The 16,031-nt window shown below is 61.6% G+C and carries 16 protein-coding genes; 9 read left to right on the top strand and 7 right to left on the bottom strand.

What is annotated here, in order from left to right; all coding sequences use genetic code 11:
* The first annotated feature begins 4 nt into the window (after positions 1-4).
* The 3 genes from secF to ACYQ1P_RS13815 are packed head-to-tail and all read left to right on the top strand — an operon-like array spanning position 5 to position 2,515.
* Positions 5-952 (top strand): protein translocase subunit SecF, encoded by a 948-nt coding sequence (secF, locus tag ACYQ1P_RS13825; protein WP_460020921.1) that lies wholly within the window; start codon positions 5-7, stop codon positions 950-952.
* Positions 903-1,337: an Mth938-like domain-containing protein gene (locus ACYQ1P_RS13820; protein ID WP_460020920.1), complete on the top strand. Its 435-nt coding sequence runs from the start codon at positions 903-905 to the stop codon at positions 1,335-1,337. The genes secF and ACYQ1P_RS13820 overlap by 50 nt, the downstream gene beginning before the upstream one ends.
* Positions 1,338-1,390: 53 nt before the next feature.
* Complete coding sequence (locus ACYQ1P_RS13815) at positions 1,391-2,515, top strand: alpha/beta hydrolase family protein (RefSeq protein ID WP_460020919.1); 1,125 nt, start codon at positions 1,391-1,393, stop codon at positions 2,513-2,515.
* Here the strand turns inward: ACYQ1P_RS13815 and metC are convergent.
* The 7 genes from metC to ACYQ1P_RS13780 form a co-directional block, all read right to left on the bottom strand.
* The gene (gene metC, locus ACYQ1P_RS13810; protein WP_460020918.1) at positions 2,491-3,675 is read right to left on the bottom strand and encodes a cystathionine beta-lyase; all 1,185 of its coding nucleotides are present in this window, start codon (positions 3,673-3,675) and stop codon (positions 2,491-2,493) included. The genes ACYQ1P_RS13815 and metC overlap by 25 nt on opposite strands.
* A 30-nt stretch (positions 3,676-3,705) precedes the next feature.
* The gene (locus tag ACYQ1P_RS13805) at positions 3,706-3,969 is read right to left on the bottom strand and encodes a hypothetical protein (RefSeq protein WP_460020917.1); all 264 of its coding nucleotides are present in this window, start codon (positions 3,967-3,969) and stop codon (positions 3,706-3,708) included.
* 32 nt (positions 3,970-4,001) lie between these two features.
* Positions 4,002-4,865 (bottom strand): 3-mercaptopyruvate sulfurtransferase, encoded by an 864-nt coding sequence (sseA, locus tag ACYQ1P_RS13800; RefSeq protein ID WP_460020916.1) that lies wholly within the window; start codon positions 4,863-4,865, stop codon positions 4,002-4,004.
* A gap of 38 nt (positions 4,866-4,903) precedes the next feature.
* Positions 4,904-5,887 (bottom strand): cysteine synthase A, encoded by a 984-nt coding sequence (locus tag ACYQ1P_RS13795; RefSeq protein WP_460020915.1) that lies wholly within the window; start codon positions 5,885-5,887, stop codon positions 4,904-4,906.
* Between the two features lie 104 nt (positions 5,888-5,991).
* On the bottom strand, positions 5,992-6,636 hold the full coding sequence (locus ACYQ1P_RS13790) for an NUDIX domain-containing protein (protein WP_460020914.1): 645 nt from the start codon (positions 6,634-6,636) through the stop codon (positions 5,992-5,994).
* Entirely contained in the window at positions 6,633-6,830 is a 198-nt protein-coding gene (locus tag ACYQ1P_RS13785) for a hypothetical protein (protein WP_460020913.1), read from the bottom strand. The genes ACYQ1P_RS13790 and ACYQ1P_RS13785 overlap by 4 nt, the downstream gene beginning before the upstream one ends.
* A gap of 123 nt (positions 6,831-6,953) precedes the next feature.
* The gene (locus ACYQ1P_RS13780) at positions 6,954-8,822 is read right to left on the bottom strand and encodes a tetratricopeptide repeat protein (RefSeq protein ID WP_460020912.1); all 1,869 of its coding nucleotides are present in this window, start codon (positions 8,820-8,822) and stop codon (positions 6,954-6,956) included.
* Between the two features lie 298 nt (positions 8,823-9,120).
* Here ACYQ1P_RS13780 and ACYQ1P_RS13775 point away from each other — a divergent pair, with 298 nt between their 5' ends.
* The 6 genes from ACYQ1P_RS13775 (at position 9,121) to surE (ending at position 15,733) form a co-directional block, all read left to right on the top strand.
* The gene (locus tag ACYQ1P_RS13775; RefSeq protein WP_460020911.1) at positions 9,121-10,368 is read left to right on the top strand and encodes a bifunctional alpha/beta hydrolase/OsmC family protein; all 1,248 of its coding nucleotides are present in this window, start codon (positions 9,121-9,123) and stop codon (positions 10,366-10,368) included.
* Between the two features lie 270 nt (positions 10,369-10,638).
* Positions 10,639-11,388: a sulfite exporter TauE/SafE family protein gene (locus ACYQ1P_RS13770; RefSeq protein ID WP_460020910.1), complete on the top strand. Its 750-nt coding sequence runs from the start codon at positions 10,639-10,641 to the stop codon at positions 11,386-11,388.
* Between the two features lie 48 nt (positions 11,389-11,436).
* Positions 11,437-12,234, top strand: a complete 798-nt coding sequence (otsB, locus tag ACYQ1P_RS13765; RefSeq protein WP_460020909.1) for a trehalose-phosphatase — start codon at positions 11,437-11,439, stop codon at positions 12,232-12,234.
* The gene (otsA, locus tag ACYQ1P_RS13760) at positions 12,231-13,610 is read left to right on the top strand and encodes an alpha,alpha-trehalose-phosphate synthase (UDP-forming) (protein WP_460020908.1); all 1,380 of its coding nucleotides are present in this window, start codon (positions 12,231-12,233) and stop codon (positions 13,608-13,610) included. Before otsB ends, otsA begins: the two co-directional genes overlap by 4 nt.
* A gap of 70 nt (positions 13,611-13,680) precedes the next feature.
* A complete protein-coding gene (gene serS, locus ACYQ1P_RS13755) occupies positions 13,681-14,958 on the top strand; it encodes a serine--tRNA ligase (RefSeq protein ID WP_460020907.1) in 1,278 nt (425 codons plus the stop codon).
* Positions 14,951-15,733: a 5'/3'-nucleotidase SurE gene (gene surE, locus ACYQ1P_RS13750; RefSeq protein WP_460020906.1), complete on the top strand. Its 783-nt coding sequence runs from the start codon at positions 14,951-14,953 to the stop codon at positions 15,731-15,733. Before serS ends, surE begins: the two co-directional genes overlap by 8 nt.
* Positions 15,734-16,031: the final 298 nt, after the last annotated feature.

The raw sequence follows: 16,031 nt of genomic DNA, 5'->3' as shown, positions 1-16,031 counted from the left end.
AGGGATGATGATAAAAGGTTTTAATCTGATCCGGCCCGGCACGACGATCCCGTTCATGGGGATGCACCGGATAATGTTTCTCTTTTCCACGATTCTAGTGGTCAGCTCGGTGGTGATATTCGGTCTGCGCGGCATGAATCTGGGCATCGACTTCCAGGGTGGCATCATGATCGAGGTGCGTTCGGAAGGACCGGCCGACCTTGCTCTGCTGCGCTCCTCCCTCGGCAGTCTCGGTCTGGGCGAAGTGAATTTGCAGACCTTCGGGGCCCCGAACGAGGTGATGATTCGGGTGCAGCGCCAGGAAGGCGACGAGAAGGCCCAACAACTGGCCGTGGACAAGATCAAGCAGACCCTGGGGGCGGGCTATGAAAACCGGCGCACGGAATTCGTCGGCCCCAAGGTGTCGGAAGAGCTGTTCAAGTCGGGCATCGAGGCGGTGAGTTTCGCCATCCTCGCCATCCTGGTTTATATCTGGTTCCGCTTCGAATGGCAGTTCGGCGTCGGAGCGGTGGTGGCCCTGGTGCATGATATTCTGTCCACCATCGGCCTGTTTGCCCTGACCCAGATGGAATTCAATCTGACCACCGTGGCCGCCGTGCTGACCATCGCCGGCTATTCGATCAATGATACGGTGGTCGTTTATGACCGGGTGCGTGAGAACCTGCGGCGCTACAAGTCCAAACCTCTGCCCGAATTGCTCGATCTCAGCATCAACGATACCCTGTCGCGCACGACGATGACCTCGTTCACCACGCTGCTCGCTCTGTTCGCCCTGTATGTGTTGGGTGGCGAAGTGATCCGTGGGTTCAGCATCGCCCTGATCTGGGGCATCGTCATTGGCACCTATTCCTCCATTTTCCTGGCCGTGCCGTTGATGCTCTACATGAAATTGCCCAACCGCAGTGCAGACGCGACCGGCGACGACGGGGCTGCCAGCGCCGAGGGAGCCTGACATCTCCCTCGATATCACGCCTCTCGTTCCGGCCGGACGCCAACTCATCCGAGGTTATGGCGACGGTCGGTTCCTGATTTCCGAGACCCGGCACGAAGGATCGGTGCTGGTGTTCAGCGAGGAGACTCTGCCCTGGCCGGTCACCGAGTGGGAACAAATCTCACTAGAAACCCTGGCCCCGGTGCTGCAACGGGCCAACGAGGCGCGTATTCTGCTGATCGGCTGTGGGCCGTCCTTCGTGCTGCCGCCCCAGGGGCTGAAAACCGCCCTCAAAAAGGATCATGGCATCGTCCTGGAATGGATGGACACCGGCGCCGCCTGCCGCACCTTCAACGTGCTGTTGATCGAGGAGCGGGCCGTGGCGGCGGCCTTGATCGCGGTGTAATAATTCCCCAGTTCGGCCCCTGATCTGCTACACTCCCCATGGGGGATTTTCACATGAGTATGCGATTCCATCTGGTCGTTCTGGCCTTGATTTCCGCCATCGTGATCGGGGCCTGGGAGTATCGGGCAGATTTCCGTCGGGCTGCCGATGCGCTGCTGCTGGTTCAGGATTTGATTCCCGACACGCAACAGAGTTGGCTCGATGAGGCGACGCCGCCGCCTATTCTCGATGTGACGGACTATGCCGTGGACGGTCGGGCCCGTCGCGCCGAGATTCTGTCCCCGGCCAGCGGCGGGCGGTCGGGGGTCGTGCTGGTCCCCGGGGCCGATCAGGCGGGCACCACCCATCCGGCTTTCCGCGCCCTGGCCGACACCCTGGCCCGCTCGGGATTCATTGTCCTGATGCCGGAAATTCCAGGATTGAGAAATCTCGAATTGCGCGCCGCCGATGCCGTGCCCATCGCCGATGCGGTCCGCCATCTGGGCGAACGGACGGGGCGACCGGTGGGGGTTGTCGCCGTGTCCTACGCGGTGGGGCCGACCCTGCTGGCGGTCCTGGAGCCGTCCCTGACGGACCGGGTGGCCTGGGTGCTGGGGGTGGGTGGGTATCACGACAGCACGGCGCTGATCACCTTTCTCAGTACCGGGTTCTATCTCGGGGAGAACGGGCGATGGCGGCACCGGGACCCGGCGCCCTATGCCAAATGGGCCTTTTTGAAGACTAATGCCTCCCTGATGCCGCAGGCCGAGGATCGTCGGTTGCTGTCCGAACTGGCCGACCGGGGCGGGGCCGACAGCGCCACTGTCCGGACCCGCCTGAGTCCAGAAGGACGGGCGGTGCTGGATCTGCTGGACAATCAGGAACCGGAGAAGGTGCCGACGCTGATCGCCGCCCTGCCGCTGACGGTGAGCAAGGAAATCGAGGCATTGAATCTGGCGCAACGGGATCTATCCGGCCTGAAAAGCAAACTATTTTTGGTCCATGGTCGGGACGATCCGTTGATTCCGGCGGGTCAGAGCGAAGCCCTGGCGGCGGCGGTGCCGCAGGGGCAGGCCGACTTGACCCTGCTGCATAGCCTGACCCACGTTCAGTTCGACGCCATCAGCTTTGGCGATTCCTATCGCCTGTGGCGGCTGGCCTATTTGCTGCTGCGTCAGCGCGACGGTCTGGCCGACTGATTGAGGGCATCCAATCCCCGTTCCAGATCGGCCTTGAGGTCGTCCACGTCGTCCAGCCCCACATGCAGGCGGATGCTCGGGCCGTCGTGGGGCCAGCGGCTGGCCGTGCGGAGCGCTCCAGGATTTGTCGGTATGGCGAGGCTTTCAAAGCCGCCCCAGGAATAACCGAGGGCGAAAAGCTGCAGGGCGTCCAAAAAGGCGTTCCGGGCGACCACTGAATAGCGGTCCTGAAACACCACCCCGAACAGACCGCAGGCCCCGCTGAAATCCCGTTTCCATAAAGCGTGGTCGGGGAACGAGGGCAGGGCCGGGTGCAGCACGGCGGCGACTTCCGGGCGACTTTCCAGCCAGCGGGCCAGTTGCAGGCCGCTTTCCTGATGTCGCGCCAGACGGGGTGACAGACTGCGCAGGCCGCGCAGGCCCAGGTAGCAATCGTCCGGTCCGGCACAGGCACCGGTCATGACAATGCGTTCCTTGAGCCGGAAATAGAGGTCCTCGTCATTGACCGATAGGGTGCCCAGCATGGCGTCCGAATGACCGACGATGAACTTGGTCGCCGCCTGAATGGAAATATCCACACCCAGTTCGAAAGGTTGCAGGTAATAACCGGCGCTCCAGGTGTTGTCGAGCAGCACCAGGGCATCCGCCGCGTGGGCGGCGGCGGCGATGGCTGGCAGGTCTTGCACCTCGAAACTCAGCGAGCCGGGACTTTCGGTGAACACCAGCCGGGTTTCCGGGCGCATGAGGTCGGCGATTCCGGCCCCGATGCGCGGATCGTAATAGGTGGTTTCCACCCCCAGATTGGCCAGCACCCGGTCACAGAATTTGCGGGTCGGAAAATAAACGCTGTCGGTGACCAGGATATGGTCGCCCTGTTGCACCAGCGCCAGCAGGCTGGCCGTGATGGCGGCCAGTCCGGAGGGCAGGGAAATGGCCCGGCAGCCCCCTTCGAGGGCCGCCACGGCTTCCTCGAAGGCCCGCGTGGTGGGGGTACCGAAACGACCGTAATGGATGGTCTCCAACAGGTGGCGCTGGCTTTCCTCAAGCGCCGCCACGCTCGGGAAGGTGACCGTGGAGGCGTGATAGACCGGTGGGTTGACGAGGCCATGATTGGCTTCCGGCGACCGTCCGGCGGAGGTCAGGAGGGTATCCTTTTTCATGGCGCGACCGGCCTTTCCGCCCGGGGGGACCTACTTGACTTTCGGCACCTTGTGGCCTTCGGTGGAGGAGGGACGCTTGGCCTTGCGCCGACGGTTCTTGGTCGAGAGCACTTCCTTGGCCGCCTGCATGCCCGCCGCTTCGATCTGGTGCGCGGAAGCGGCCCCTTCGCTATCATGGACCACATGCCACCAACGGTCCACCGCATCTCCAGAGTGTTGAATGGAATCAACGCGCAGGATGCGTTCGAGGGCCGTCAGGCGGGCTTTCAGACGTTCGATTTCCTTTTCATCCATGATCATTTCTCCTTGTTATGTGCTCTCGTTTTTTAAACTTCCACAGGCAAATCGGGGTGGTTGCCCCATTCATTCCACGACCCGTCGTAGAGGGCCGTTTGGTCGTCGTGACCGATCAGGTGCAGGGCCAGCAACGGCACACAGGCGGTGACGCCGGTGCCGCAGGTGGTAATCAGGGGTTTGTGAATATCGACCCCGGCGGCGGCGAAGGCGGCGATGATCTCCACCGGAGGCTTCATCACATAGTCCTGCTTGTAGCTTTCCACCAACTGGGTGAACGGCAGATTGATGCTGCCGGGGATATGGCCCAAATGTTTGGTCAGATAGACCTCGTCGGTGCGACCGTGGAAACGGTCCACCGAGCGAGCGTCCACCAACTGTTCGGCTCCGGTCTCGATATTGGCCTTGATCTGTCTCCAGTTGCGCAGCGATGACGGATCGAAGGTGGCCTTGAAGGTCGTCGGCTCGGGCGTGGGGATGCCGTCTTCCATCGGTCGTTTTTCGCGTATCCACTTGAGCAGGCCGCCGTCCAGCACCGCCACATGGGTGTGACCGAACTGCCGAAACATCCACCACACCCGGGCCGAGGCACAGCAGCCGCCCAGGGCGTCGTAGATAATGAAACGCTGGTCGTTGCGCAGGCCCAGACGACCGCACATTTCCTCGAATTTGGACAGCGGGGGCATCATGTGCGGCAACGGAGAGCATTCGGCGCAGATGTTGTCGATGTCGAAACGGATGGCGCCGGGAATATGCCGCATCTCGAATTCAAAATCGGCATCCCGGTCGACGATGGGAGCAAAATGGGTGGCGTCGATGATTTGAATGCTGGGGTCCTCGATATGTGCCGCCAGCCAGTCGCTACTGACCAGCGCATCGGGATTGGCATATGTCATCGGCTCACAACCTCTTGTTGGTGAAGGGAAGCATCAATTCAGCATAACCAGTCGGGAACTGGCAGGTCCTTGGTCCGCAAAAACGTCGGATTGAAGATCTTGCTTTGATAGCGGGTGCCGCTGTCGCACAGGATGGTCGCCACCACATGGCCGGGACCCAGGTCGCGAGCCAGCTTGATCGCTCCCATGACATTGATCCCCGAGGAACCGCCGACACAGAGTCCTTCCAGCTTCAGCAGATCGAAAATGACCTCCAGCGCTTCGGCGTCGGTGACTTGCTGGGCATCGTCGATGGGCGCGTCCAGCAGGTTGGCGGTGACCCGGCCCTGACCGATGCCTTCGGTGATGGAATCCCCTTCGGACTTCAGCTTGCCGTGTTTGTAATGATGGAACAGGGCCGATCCCATGGGGTCGCTGAGGACGATGCGCACGTCCTTGTTGCGCGCCTTCAGGGCATCGGCCACCCCGGCCAGGGTGCCGCCGGTGCCGACGGCGCAGGTAAAGGCGTCCACCCGGCCGTCCGTCTGTTCCCAAATCTCGATTCCGGTGGTTTCCCGGTGGCCCCGCCGGTTGGCCGTGTTGTCGAACTGGTTGGCCCACAGGCCGCCCAAGTCCTCGGCCAGTCGCTGCGACACATGCACATAGTTGCCCGGATCTTTGTAGGGGACGGCCTTGACCAGCCGCAGGTCGGCCCCGGACAACCGCAGCATGTCGATCTTTTCCTGGCTCTGGGTTTCCGGCATGACGATCACCGTTCGGTAGCCCAGGGCATTGCCGACCAGGGTCAGGCCGATGCCGGTGTTGCCCGCCGTGCCCTCGACGATGACGCCGCCCGGGCGCAGGGTGCCGCGCTGCTCGGCGTCGCGCACGATGGCCAGCGCGGCGCGATCCTTCACCGAGCCCCCCGGATTGAGGAATTCCGCCTTGGCGACAATATCGCAGCCGGTGATTTCGGAAGCTTTTTTGAGGCGGATCAGGGGAGTGTTGCCGATGGTGCCGACGAAGCCGTCGCGTAGGTCCATTGCCGTGCCGGTCCTTATTGCGAATCCTGGGAAAACCGAGGCAATAATATTACCCGCCTGAGCGCGTGGGAATCAATCCCCGGCACGGAAATCAAGGGATAATTTCATGAAAGCCATTCGGCCCGCAGGCTGTCGCGGTTGTGGCGCAGCCATTCCAGGGCGAGCATGGCGGTGGCATTGATGATCCGACCGTCATCGACCATGGCGATGGCCTCGGTGGCCGGGACCCCGTAGGCGCGGATATCCTCGTGTTCGTGTTCAAGGCCGTGAATGCCCCCGGCCCCGGCACTGTCCACCCGGGCCACATAAAGGATCAGGCTTTCCGAGGACCCGCCCGGGGTCGCCAGATAAGTGCGGATCTTGCGCAGGTCCAGAGCCTGAAGCCCGATTTCCTCGACGATCTCGCGGGTCGCCACCTCTTCCGGCGTCTCTCCCGGCTCGACGATTCCGGCCACCACCTCGATCAGCCAGGGGGAGGGGGCGTCGCCGAACCAGTCCAGTTGCCGGAAGGCGGCATGGGCCCCGATGCGGAACTGCTCGATCAGCATCACCTCGTCGCGCTTGGGGTCATAGGGCAGCACCGCCACCGCATGGCCGCGCTCGAAAATCTCCCGCTGGAAGGTGTCGGTCCAACCGCCGCCAAAGCGTTTGTGGCGCAGGGTGTGGCGCTCCAGGCGGAAATAGCCGTCGTAGAGGGTTTCCGATTGCTCAAGCTCTACGTCGCTGTTGTGAAACTTCTTGTCGGTCATCCCGGGTCTCCCGCGCAACAGGCCCCGCCCGAACAATGCACTTCGGCGGCCTGCCGGGCATCCTCCCGATCCGCCAGCCCGGTCACCGTCGGTTCCGATTGCCCGGCCCCATAGACCGCCCAGCCGTCGTCCTCCAACAGCAGCATCAAGCCGCTGTCACTGGTACTCATGGTCGGGGTGTCGGTCCAGTTCATGGCGCTGTTGTGCCCCCCGCAGCAGAGAGGGTCAAGGTGTTTGGCGACGGTCCATCCTTCGACAGGCTCAGGATGAGGTGGGGGGAGCTAACATAGGCTCCCCATCCTGAGCTTGTCGAAGCCTCATCCTGAGCTTGTCGAAGGATCGGGCGTTTCTGCGGACTCTTCCTGCGACACCTCCGCCCACAGCCGATTGACCAAAGCCTTGAAGGCCTCATCCATCTCGCCGAGTGGGTGAATATCGGCGTCCTCCAGTTCCCCGTCGCGCGTCTTTTCACCGCCCAGCCTGAGCGCTTCGCGCAGCGGCTTTTCCGCGCTTTCGCGGTCGCCAGAAAGAAAAGTGGCGTAGGCGATATTGCCGAGGATCATGGCGCGTTGTTCCTGATTCCCGTCCGGCAGAATCTTGAGAGCTTCCGTCAGGTCGGCGACGGCGGGAGCGAGATCCAAGGGGGTAACGTTGTCCGAGGTTGCCGGAGTTTTTTCTTTAAGCTGCATGATGCTGTTGAAGCCAATGCTATTTAGTCCTTGCGCCACCCATTTGCGGAGGTTTGGCTCCTTGGGATTTTCATCGGCCAGCTTGCGCAGATCGTCGAGCAGGGCGCGCGCCGCCGGGATGTCGTTCACATCGCTATAGTGGATGATCATGCTGAACGCGCCACTGGCCCATTTTTCACGGAGTTGGGGCTCGTCTTGATGGTCTTGCATCATCTTGCGCAGATCGTCGAACAGGGCACGCACCGCCGGGATGTCCTTGGCTTTTCCATAGGCGTTGATCATGTTGAACGCGCCACCGGCCCAGAGGTCGCGGAGATTTGCCTCCTTGGGATTATCATCGGCCAAGCGCCGCAGCTCCTCAAGCAGGGCGCGGGCCGCCGGGATGTCCTTGGCTTTTCCATAGGCGTTGATCATGTTGACCGCGCCACTGGCCCAGAATTCGCGGAGATTTGCCTCCTTGGGATTTTCATCGGCCAAGCGCCGCAGATCATCCAGCAGGGCGCGCGCCGCCGGGATGTCCTCAGCCTTGACATAATCGTTGATCATGTTGAACGCGCCTTGGGCCCAGAATTCGCGGAGGTTGGGTTCGCGGGCATTCTTGAATTCTGTCAGCAAGGCCTGATATGAGGCGCGCGACTCCTCATGCTGTCCCAATTGGTCAAAAACAACCCCTCTATTAAACAGAGCTTGGGCCCTCAGTTTAGCCGGGGCCTCGGACATGGAGAGGACATGTGCCAAGGCCTCGGCGGCCTCTTTCAACTTGTCATCCATGAAATTGTTCATTGCGATATCTGTCCACTCTTGGGCGGTGCGAGCGGATTCCGGCTTCGATCGGGCTTTCTCCGCGAGTTTCCGGATTTCATCCTTTAGTTCTGCGTCCGGTCCTTTTGATTTTCCATCTGGCTTCTGTTTCGGGCCGTCTGGGTCAAACTGTTCCTGGGCTCGTTTTCGAATGTTGTCATGCAGTTCAATGGCGGAGTCCTCAAGCTCTTTGATGCGAGCCAATATGGGTTCAACCTGGGCCTCCATTTTCTCGCGGGCCACATCCATGATGAAATCGAGGTTTTTGTCGAGCCATTTACTAATCTGTTCCTTCGATTTTTGGGCTGATTGGTAGTATGCGAAGACACCACCGAGGAACAGAAAGATCGTAACCAGCATGCCCGCGATGGGAACGTGAAACGTTACGAAATCACCTTGTTTTTCAATGAGTTTGTCCTGGGCGTTCAGCCTGTTGGTGAGTGCCTCCTTTCTGCCATTTGCCTCCCTGCGTAGGTCGTCTTTGGCCGCCTCCAAGGCCTTCTTCAAGTCCTGGACCCCACCCTTCAAATTCTCGATCTCGTTCGCCAGCCGGTCCTGGTTTCGCGTCTTCTCCAGCGCCTCCAGCCGTTCCAAAAGAATGGCGTTGGAATCGGGTTCGGCACTCATGGCCGGGGTGGCTTGTCCCAGCAACTGCAGAGCCAACAGCATAAGGGCGAGTTGACGTAGAGAAGCCATGGAGAGAATCCGTTTTATTTTCTGTTGACTAAAACTATAGCTGGTGTCGATGGGAGGGGGAAGGGGGGGCATCCTTCGACAAGCTCATCCTTCGACAAGCTCAGGATGAGGTCTGGGGAAGGGCGCTCAGGCTAAGGTGGGGGGCGGCTCGGGATGAGCAGGGGCACCTCATCCTTCGAGGCTCACTTTGTTCGCACCTCAGGACGAGGAATATTGTGTGAGCTTGAGCCCATTTGACAAATCCCGATCTCCAGGCCACCTATGATCCCAGGAGCCACGTCCCAAAGGAGCCCGGACCATGACAGCCTTACGCAGCGAGAAAGTCACCTTCACCGGGGCGTTGGGGGAGCAATTGGCGGCGCGGTTGGATCTGCCGGAGGGGGCACCGGCGGCCTATGCGCTGTTCGCCCATTGCTTCACTTGTTCCAAGGAGTCCTTTGCCGCCGCTCGGGTGGCGCGGAGTCTGACGGCGCATGGCATCGCGGTGTTGCGGTTCGATTTTACCGGCCTGGGGTCCAGCGACGGGGAATTCGAGAACACCACCTTTTCATCCAATGTGGACGATCTGGTCGCCGCCGCCGATTTCCTGCGCGACCACGATCAAGCCCCGAAGCTGCTTATCGGCCATAGTCTGGGCGGCGCGGCGGTGCTGGCCGGGGCGGGGCGGGTGCCGGAAGCCCTGGCCGTGGCGACCATCGGCGCGCCGGCCGATCCGGCCCATGTGACACATCATTTCACCTGTGAACTGGAAGAGATCGAACGCACCGGCAAGGCCGAGGTGGACCTGGGCGGACGACCGTTCACCATTTCCAAGGCCTTCCTCGACGACATCGCCGAAACCAGAATGAAGGATGCCGTGCATGGTCTGCGCAAGGCTCTGTTGCTGTTCCATGCGCCGCTGGACAATGTGGTCGGGGTGGACAATGCCAGCAAGATCTTCGTCGCCGCCAAGCATCCCAAGAGTTTTGTCTCGCTGGACGATGCGGACCATCTGCTGACCCGGCGCGAAGATGCGGCCTATGTGGCCGATGTGATTTCCGCCTGGGCGTCGCGCTATATCGGCGTGCCCGGCTGTTCGGGAGCGGAACGGGCCCCGGAACTGAAGGCCGAGGCGGGGGCGGTGGTGGTGGCCGAGAGCGGGGCGGGCAACTATGCCAATCTGGTCTCGGTGGGCGGTAAATTCGCCCTGCGCGCCGACGAACCGGTCAAGCACGGCGGCCAGGATACCGGGCCGTCGCCCTATGACTACCTGCTGGCCGGGTTGGGGGCCTGCACGTCGATGACCTTGCGCATGTATGCGGATTTGAAAAAGCTGCCTCTGCATCGGGTGGCGGTGACTCTCCATCACAAGAAAATCCATGCCGAGGACTGCGCCGACTGCGAAAGCCAGAGTGGCAAGATCGACGTCATCGAGCGGGACATCGAGATCGAGGGCGACCTGACCCCTGAACAGCGTCAACGGCTGCTGGAAATCGCCGATAAATGCCCGGTGCACCGGACCTTGCATAATGAAGTGAAGGTGGTATCCCGCTTGAAGGGCGATTGACTTTTCCCGTCGATCTTGCGACAAGTTTTTCCATGATGACCAGAACCGACGGACGCCTTATTCGACTCGTGTGATCCTGCCCCCTGCCGGGGTGGGCCGCCTGTCGTTGTCCGTTTGCCGAGTTCCGATCATGTTTGTTTCCTGCTTCTTTCTCCTTTGCCGCCGACTCCTCACCGGGTCCCGAGCCTGAGTGCGTCCATCTGTTTGGCGGGCGTCTCGCGGACCCCGGCCAGAAGCTTCCTGAAATATTTGGATGATGAGGAGTGGGTCATGGAGATCCCCTTGACGATGACGGCCTTGGCCGCCGGGTGGGCGGTGGTTGTTTTTGGCGCGGCGATGCAGGCGGCGACGGGATTGGGGGCAGGCTTGATCATGGTGCCCCTGATGCTGATGGTGGACCCGGTCTTGGTGCCCGGTCCTTTGATGCTGTCGGCTTTGTCCCTGAATTCCCTGATGGTCTATCGCGGGCGGGATTATGTGGATCTGCGCGCTTTCTGGCCGATTGTCGTCGGGATGATCGGCGGCGGCTTGCTGGCTTGGCCGCTGGTCGCCTATCTGCGCGGTCCGGAAACACAGGTTGTTTTCGGAATGATGCTGTTGGTGGCTGTTGCCGTGAGCCTGGGCGGGTGGTCACCGCAAATGACGGGCCGGAACATGATTGTCGCGGGGGTTGTTTCCGCCTTCATGGGGACTACGGCAGCCATTGGCGGCCCCATTCTGGCCTTGTTGTTTCAACGCCGGAGCGGCCCCGAGATGCGGGCCGCGCTGGCCGCTTTGTATCTGGCGGGGACGCTGATCATCCTGGCAATTTTATACCAAGGCGGACGCCTGGGCTGGCCGGAATTGCAGGCGGGTGGGCTGCTGATTCCGGGGTGGCTGGCGGGCTATTGGCTGGCCGGTCCCATGGCCAAACGGTTGGACGCCGGGTATACTCGAATTGTGGTGCTGACCATCGCCGGAGTCAGCGCTGTGCTGTTGGTCGCACGCGGGGTCCGTGCGTTTTGGGGCGTCTTGGGGTAAGATCATTCAAACCGGAGTCGTATTCGGCACAGCATTGAACAGGACGGCATGGTCGGGGGTATTCAGGACGGGGGCAGGGAAGAGGATCTGCTGCCCCCTGGCGAGCGAACGGCGCTTTTTCTCGATGTGGATGGCACATTGGTGGAAATCGCGCCGACCCCCGATGCTGTGCAAGTCTCGCCCCAATTGCCCGATCTGCTGACCCGGCTTTCCAAATTGCTGGACGGGGCGCTGGTGGTGGTCAGCGGGCGTTCCATCGAACAGATTGACCAGCTCCTGGCCCCGGCGGATCTTCCGGCGGCGGGTCTGCACGGCTTGCAGATGCGCGACCGGATCGGGGCGACGGTGCAATCCCCGGTCGTGCCGCCGCAAATGGCCCAGGCCAAGCAAGCGCTGCAAGACTTCGTTGCCGCCCATCCGGGCACCCTGTTCGAGGACAAGGCCCATTCCATCGCCCTGCATTATCGTCTGGCCCAGGAGGCCGAGGCTGCGGCGCGGGAGATCACGGCGGCGGTCTGTGAGTCTTTGGGTGCGCACTATCATGTGTTGGCCGGGAAAATGGTGTTCGAGATCAAGCCCGACGGGGCCAACAAGGGGCGGGCGGTGGCACATTTCATGGGCCTGTCATTATTCCAGGGCCGCAAACCGGTGTTTATTGGCGATGATGTGACCGATGAAGACGGATTCGCTGTGGTCAATCGTCTGGGGGGGCGCTCGATCCGCATCGGCGACCCTGCCGCGCCGACCTGTGCCCAGAACCATATTGCAACGGTGCGAGACCTTCACACGGCCCTCGACCGTTACGCCAAGTCATTTGTTGCAAACAACAGAAAGGGTTTACCGTGAGTCGTCTTGTCGTTGTATCCAACCGTGTCGCTGATCCTGGGGATAAGAAAGCCACTGCCGGTGGGTTGGCCGTGGCATTGCGTTCGGCCCTCCAGGAAAACGGAGGGATCTGGTTCGGCTGGAGCGGTAAGATCACCAATCAGCCCACCTCCAGGGTATTCACCAACCAGGTGGACAACATCACCTATGCGACCATGGATCTGGACCGCCAGAGCTACCGTCAATATTACAGCGGTTTCGCCAATCGGGTGCTGTGGCCGCTGTTCCATTACCGGCTCGACCTGACGGCCTTCGAACGGGTGGACTACAAGGGCTACGTCAAGGTCAACCGGATGTTCCTGGAGCAACTCCAGCCGTTCTTGCGGGAAGACGACCTGATCTGGATTCATGACTACCATTTGATTCCCCTGGGCCAGCATCTACGCGAAGCCGGTCACAAACAGACCATCGGCTTTTTTCTCCATACGCCGTTCCCGGCTTTGGAAATCATGCGCGGCCTGCCGACCCATGACGAACTGCTGCGCGCCCTGTGTGCCTACGACGTGGTGGGGTTCCAGACCGAGAACGACCTGCGGGCCTTTCATGATTATCTGGTGCACGAGGTGGGCGGCGAGGTTCTTGCGAACAACAAGGTGCGGGCCTATGGCCGGGTGTTTCACGCTCAGGCCTTTCCGATCAGCCTTGATCCGGAAGAATTTGAGGAATATGGCCGTCGCGCCGTGCGCTCGTCCCATTTCAAGCGATTGCGGACGCAGAAAGACCGGGCCTGGATCGTCGGGGTGGACCGGCTCGATTACAGCAAGGGCATTCCCGAACGGCTGCGTTCCTTCGAACGGCTGCTGGAGCGTTATCCGGGCTATCAGGGCAAGGTCAATCTGTTGCAGGTGACCCCGGCTTCGCGATCCGAGGTGCCGGAATACAAGCAGATCCGTCACGAGATTGAAAATCTGGCCGGCAACATCAATGGCCGCTATGCCCAATATGATTGGGTGCCGGTGAACTACATCTGCCGCAGTCTCGCCCGCACCCAGTTGGCGGCTTTTTATCGGGCCTGCGCCATCGGTCTGGTGACCCCGTTGCGTGATGGCATGAATCTGGTCGCCAAGGAATATGTGGCCTGTCAGAACCCCAAGGACCCCGGGGTTCTGGTGCTGTCCTGCTTCGCCGGGGCGGCCAACGAGATGGACGCCGCGTTGATCGTCAATCCGATGGATACGGATGCGGTGGCCGATGCCATTGCCAAGGGATTGGAGATGCCGCTGGAAGAGCGCCAGGATCGCTGGCAGACCCTCATGGGGGGGCTGCGCGACAATACCCTGTCGCACTGGCGGGACCGTTTCCTGGAGGCCATGCGCCAAGCCCCTGCGCAGGGGTGACGGCGGCCCGTGGGATTGCTATAAGAGCCCCGCGATTTGGCTCGTTGGCCCAGGAAGGTGCTGCTCTCCCATGTTCGATATCAAGTGGATCCAAGAAAATCCGCAAGCCTTTGACGCTGCCTTGGCGCGCCGGGGGCTGGACCCGCAATCGGCGGCCCTGATGGCGCTCGACGATTCCCGCCGCGCCGCTTTGGGCCGTGCCCAGGAGGTGCAGGCGGAACGCAACGCCCTGTCCAAGCAGATCGGGGCCTTGAAGCGCGAGGGCCAGGACGCCTCCGAGGTGATGGCCCTGGTGGCGCAATCCAAGGAGGCTCAGGCCATCCTGGAAGCCGAGGCCAAGACGGCGGAAGAGGCGCTGGACAAGGCCTTGTCGGTAATCCCCAATCTGCCCGCCGATGATGTGCCCGAGGGGGCCGACGAAACAGCCAACGTGGAACTGAAGACCTGGGGCAATCCGCCGACTTTCGATTTTCCGGTTCAGGACCATGTGGCCCTGGGCGAGAACCTGGGGATGATGGATTTCGAAACGGCGGCCAAGATTTCCGGGGCGCGGTTCGTCATTCTCAAGGGCCAACTGGCGCGGCTGGAGCGGGCGCTGATTTCCTTCATGCTCGACCAGCATACGGAACAATTCGGCTTCACCGAAATCAATCCGCCCGCCCTGGTGCGCGACGAGGCGCTGTACGGCACCGGGCAGTTGCCGAAGTTTGCCGAGGATCTGTTTCAGACCACCGACGGACGCTGGCTGATCCCCACCGCCGAGGTGCCGCTGACCAATATGGTGGCCGGGGAGATTCTCGACGCCGCCACATTGCCGCGCCGCTATGCGGCGATGACCTGGTGCTTCCGCTCGGAGGCCGGGGCGGCGGGCAAGGATACCCGGGGCATGATCCGTCAGCACCAGTTCTCCAAGGTGGAGATGGTCTGCATCACCGAACCGGAACAGTCGGACGATGAACTGGAGCGCATGACCCGCTGTGCCGAGACGGTGCTGGAGCGGCTCGGGCTGGCCTATCGGCGGATTGTGCTCTGCACCGGCGACATGGGCTTTTCGGCCCGCAAGACCCACGATATCGAAGTCTGGCTGCCGGCCCAGGACACCTATCGGGAAATCTCCTCGGTCTCCAATTGCGGCGACTTCCAGGCCCGCCGCATGAAGGCCCGCTACCGTCCCGAGGACGAGAAGAAGACCCGCTTCGTGCATACCCTCAATGGCTCCGGGCTGGCGGTGGGGCGGACCCTGGTGGCGATCCTGGAGAACTACCAGCAGGCCGATGGCGCCATCGTGGTGCCCGAGGCCCTGCGGCCCTACATGGGTGGGCGCGAAAAGATTTCCGCCGATGTTTAAGGCTCCCCTGAACCTCAGCGCGGCGCGGGTGCTGATCACCAACGACGACGGCATCGACGCCCCCGGCTTGCGGGTGCTGGAGGCGGTGGCCCGGACGTTTTCTTCTGATGTGTGGGTGGTCGCCCCACAGCAGGAACAGAGCGGGGCAGGGCATTCCTTGACCCTGCGCCGTCCGTTGCGCATCCGTCACCTCGCCGAACAACGCATGACCATCGACGGCACGCCCACCGACTGCGTGATGCTGGCGGTCAAGCATCTGATGCAGGACCGGCGGCCTGATCTGATCTTGTCCGGCGTCAACCGGGGGGCCAACATGGGCGAGGACGTGACCTATTCCGGGACCATCGCGGCGGCCATGGAAGGCACCTTGTTGGGCATCCCGTCCATCGCGCTCAGTCTGCACACGGAAGACCGGGGGGAGGCGCGCTGGGGCACTGTCGAGGCTCTGGCTCCCGATGTGATTCGTCAGGTGACTGAGGTGGCTTGGTCGCGCAATTGTTTGATCAATGTGAATTTCCCCGATTGCCCGCCCGATGAAGCTTTACCCCTTGAGGTGACGATTGAGGGACGGCGCAAGATCGGCGACGAAGTTCAGGAGGGCACCGACCCGCGCGGCGAAAAATATTACTGGATCGGGGCGCAGCGGGACGAAGACCGATTCGCGCCTGGAACCGATCTGGAAGCCGTTTATCGGGGGGCGGTCTCGGTCACGCCACTCAGCATGGACATGACCGATTTGGGGATGCTGGCCCGCCTGCAAAGCCATTTCTCCTGATATTCGAAAGAGCTAATACAATCGTTGCCTACCCGGTCCTACCCGGAACGAGAGAAACCACGGTCGAGAGTTGGGAAATATATTGCTCAAACCGAAATCCTTGGGCACACTCCCTCCCCGCGACCGGCGCCCAGGGCTTGACCCCTGAAAGGGTGGGGGGCTTCCTACCTGCAATAGAGGAGGGACCAACCCGCACGGGTGTTCTTTCCGGGTCGGGTTTGAGGCAAGGTCTCGATCGCTTGGCGCAAGGCAGGCTCTGTGACAAGGGGCCGCCGCCACGAAGGGGTAGAGGAAACAA

The sequence above is a fragment of the Magnetospira thiophila genome, from assembly GCF_054657015.1.
The sequence above is the reverse complement of the archived record's forward strand: the minus strand, read 5'-3'. Positions and strand labels throughout refer to the sequence as shown.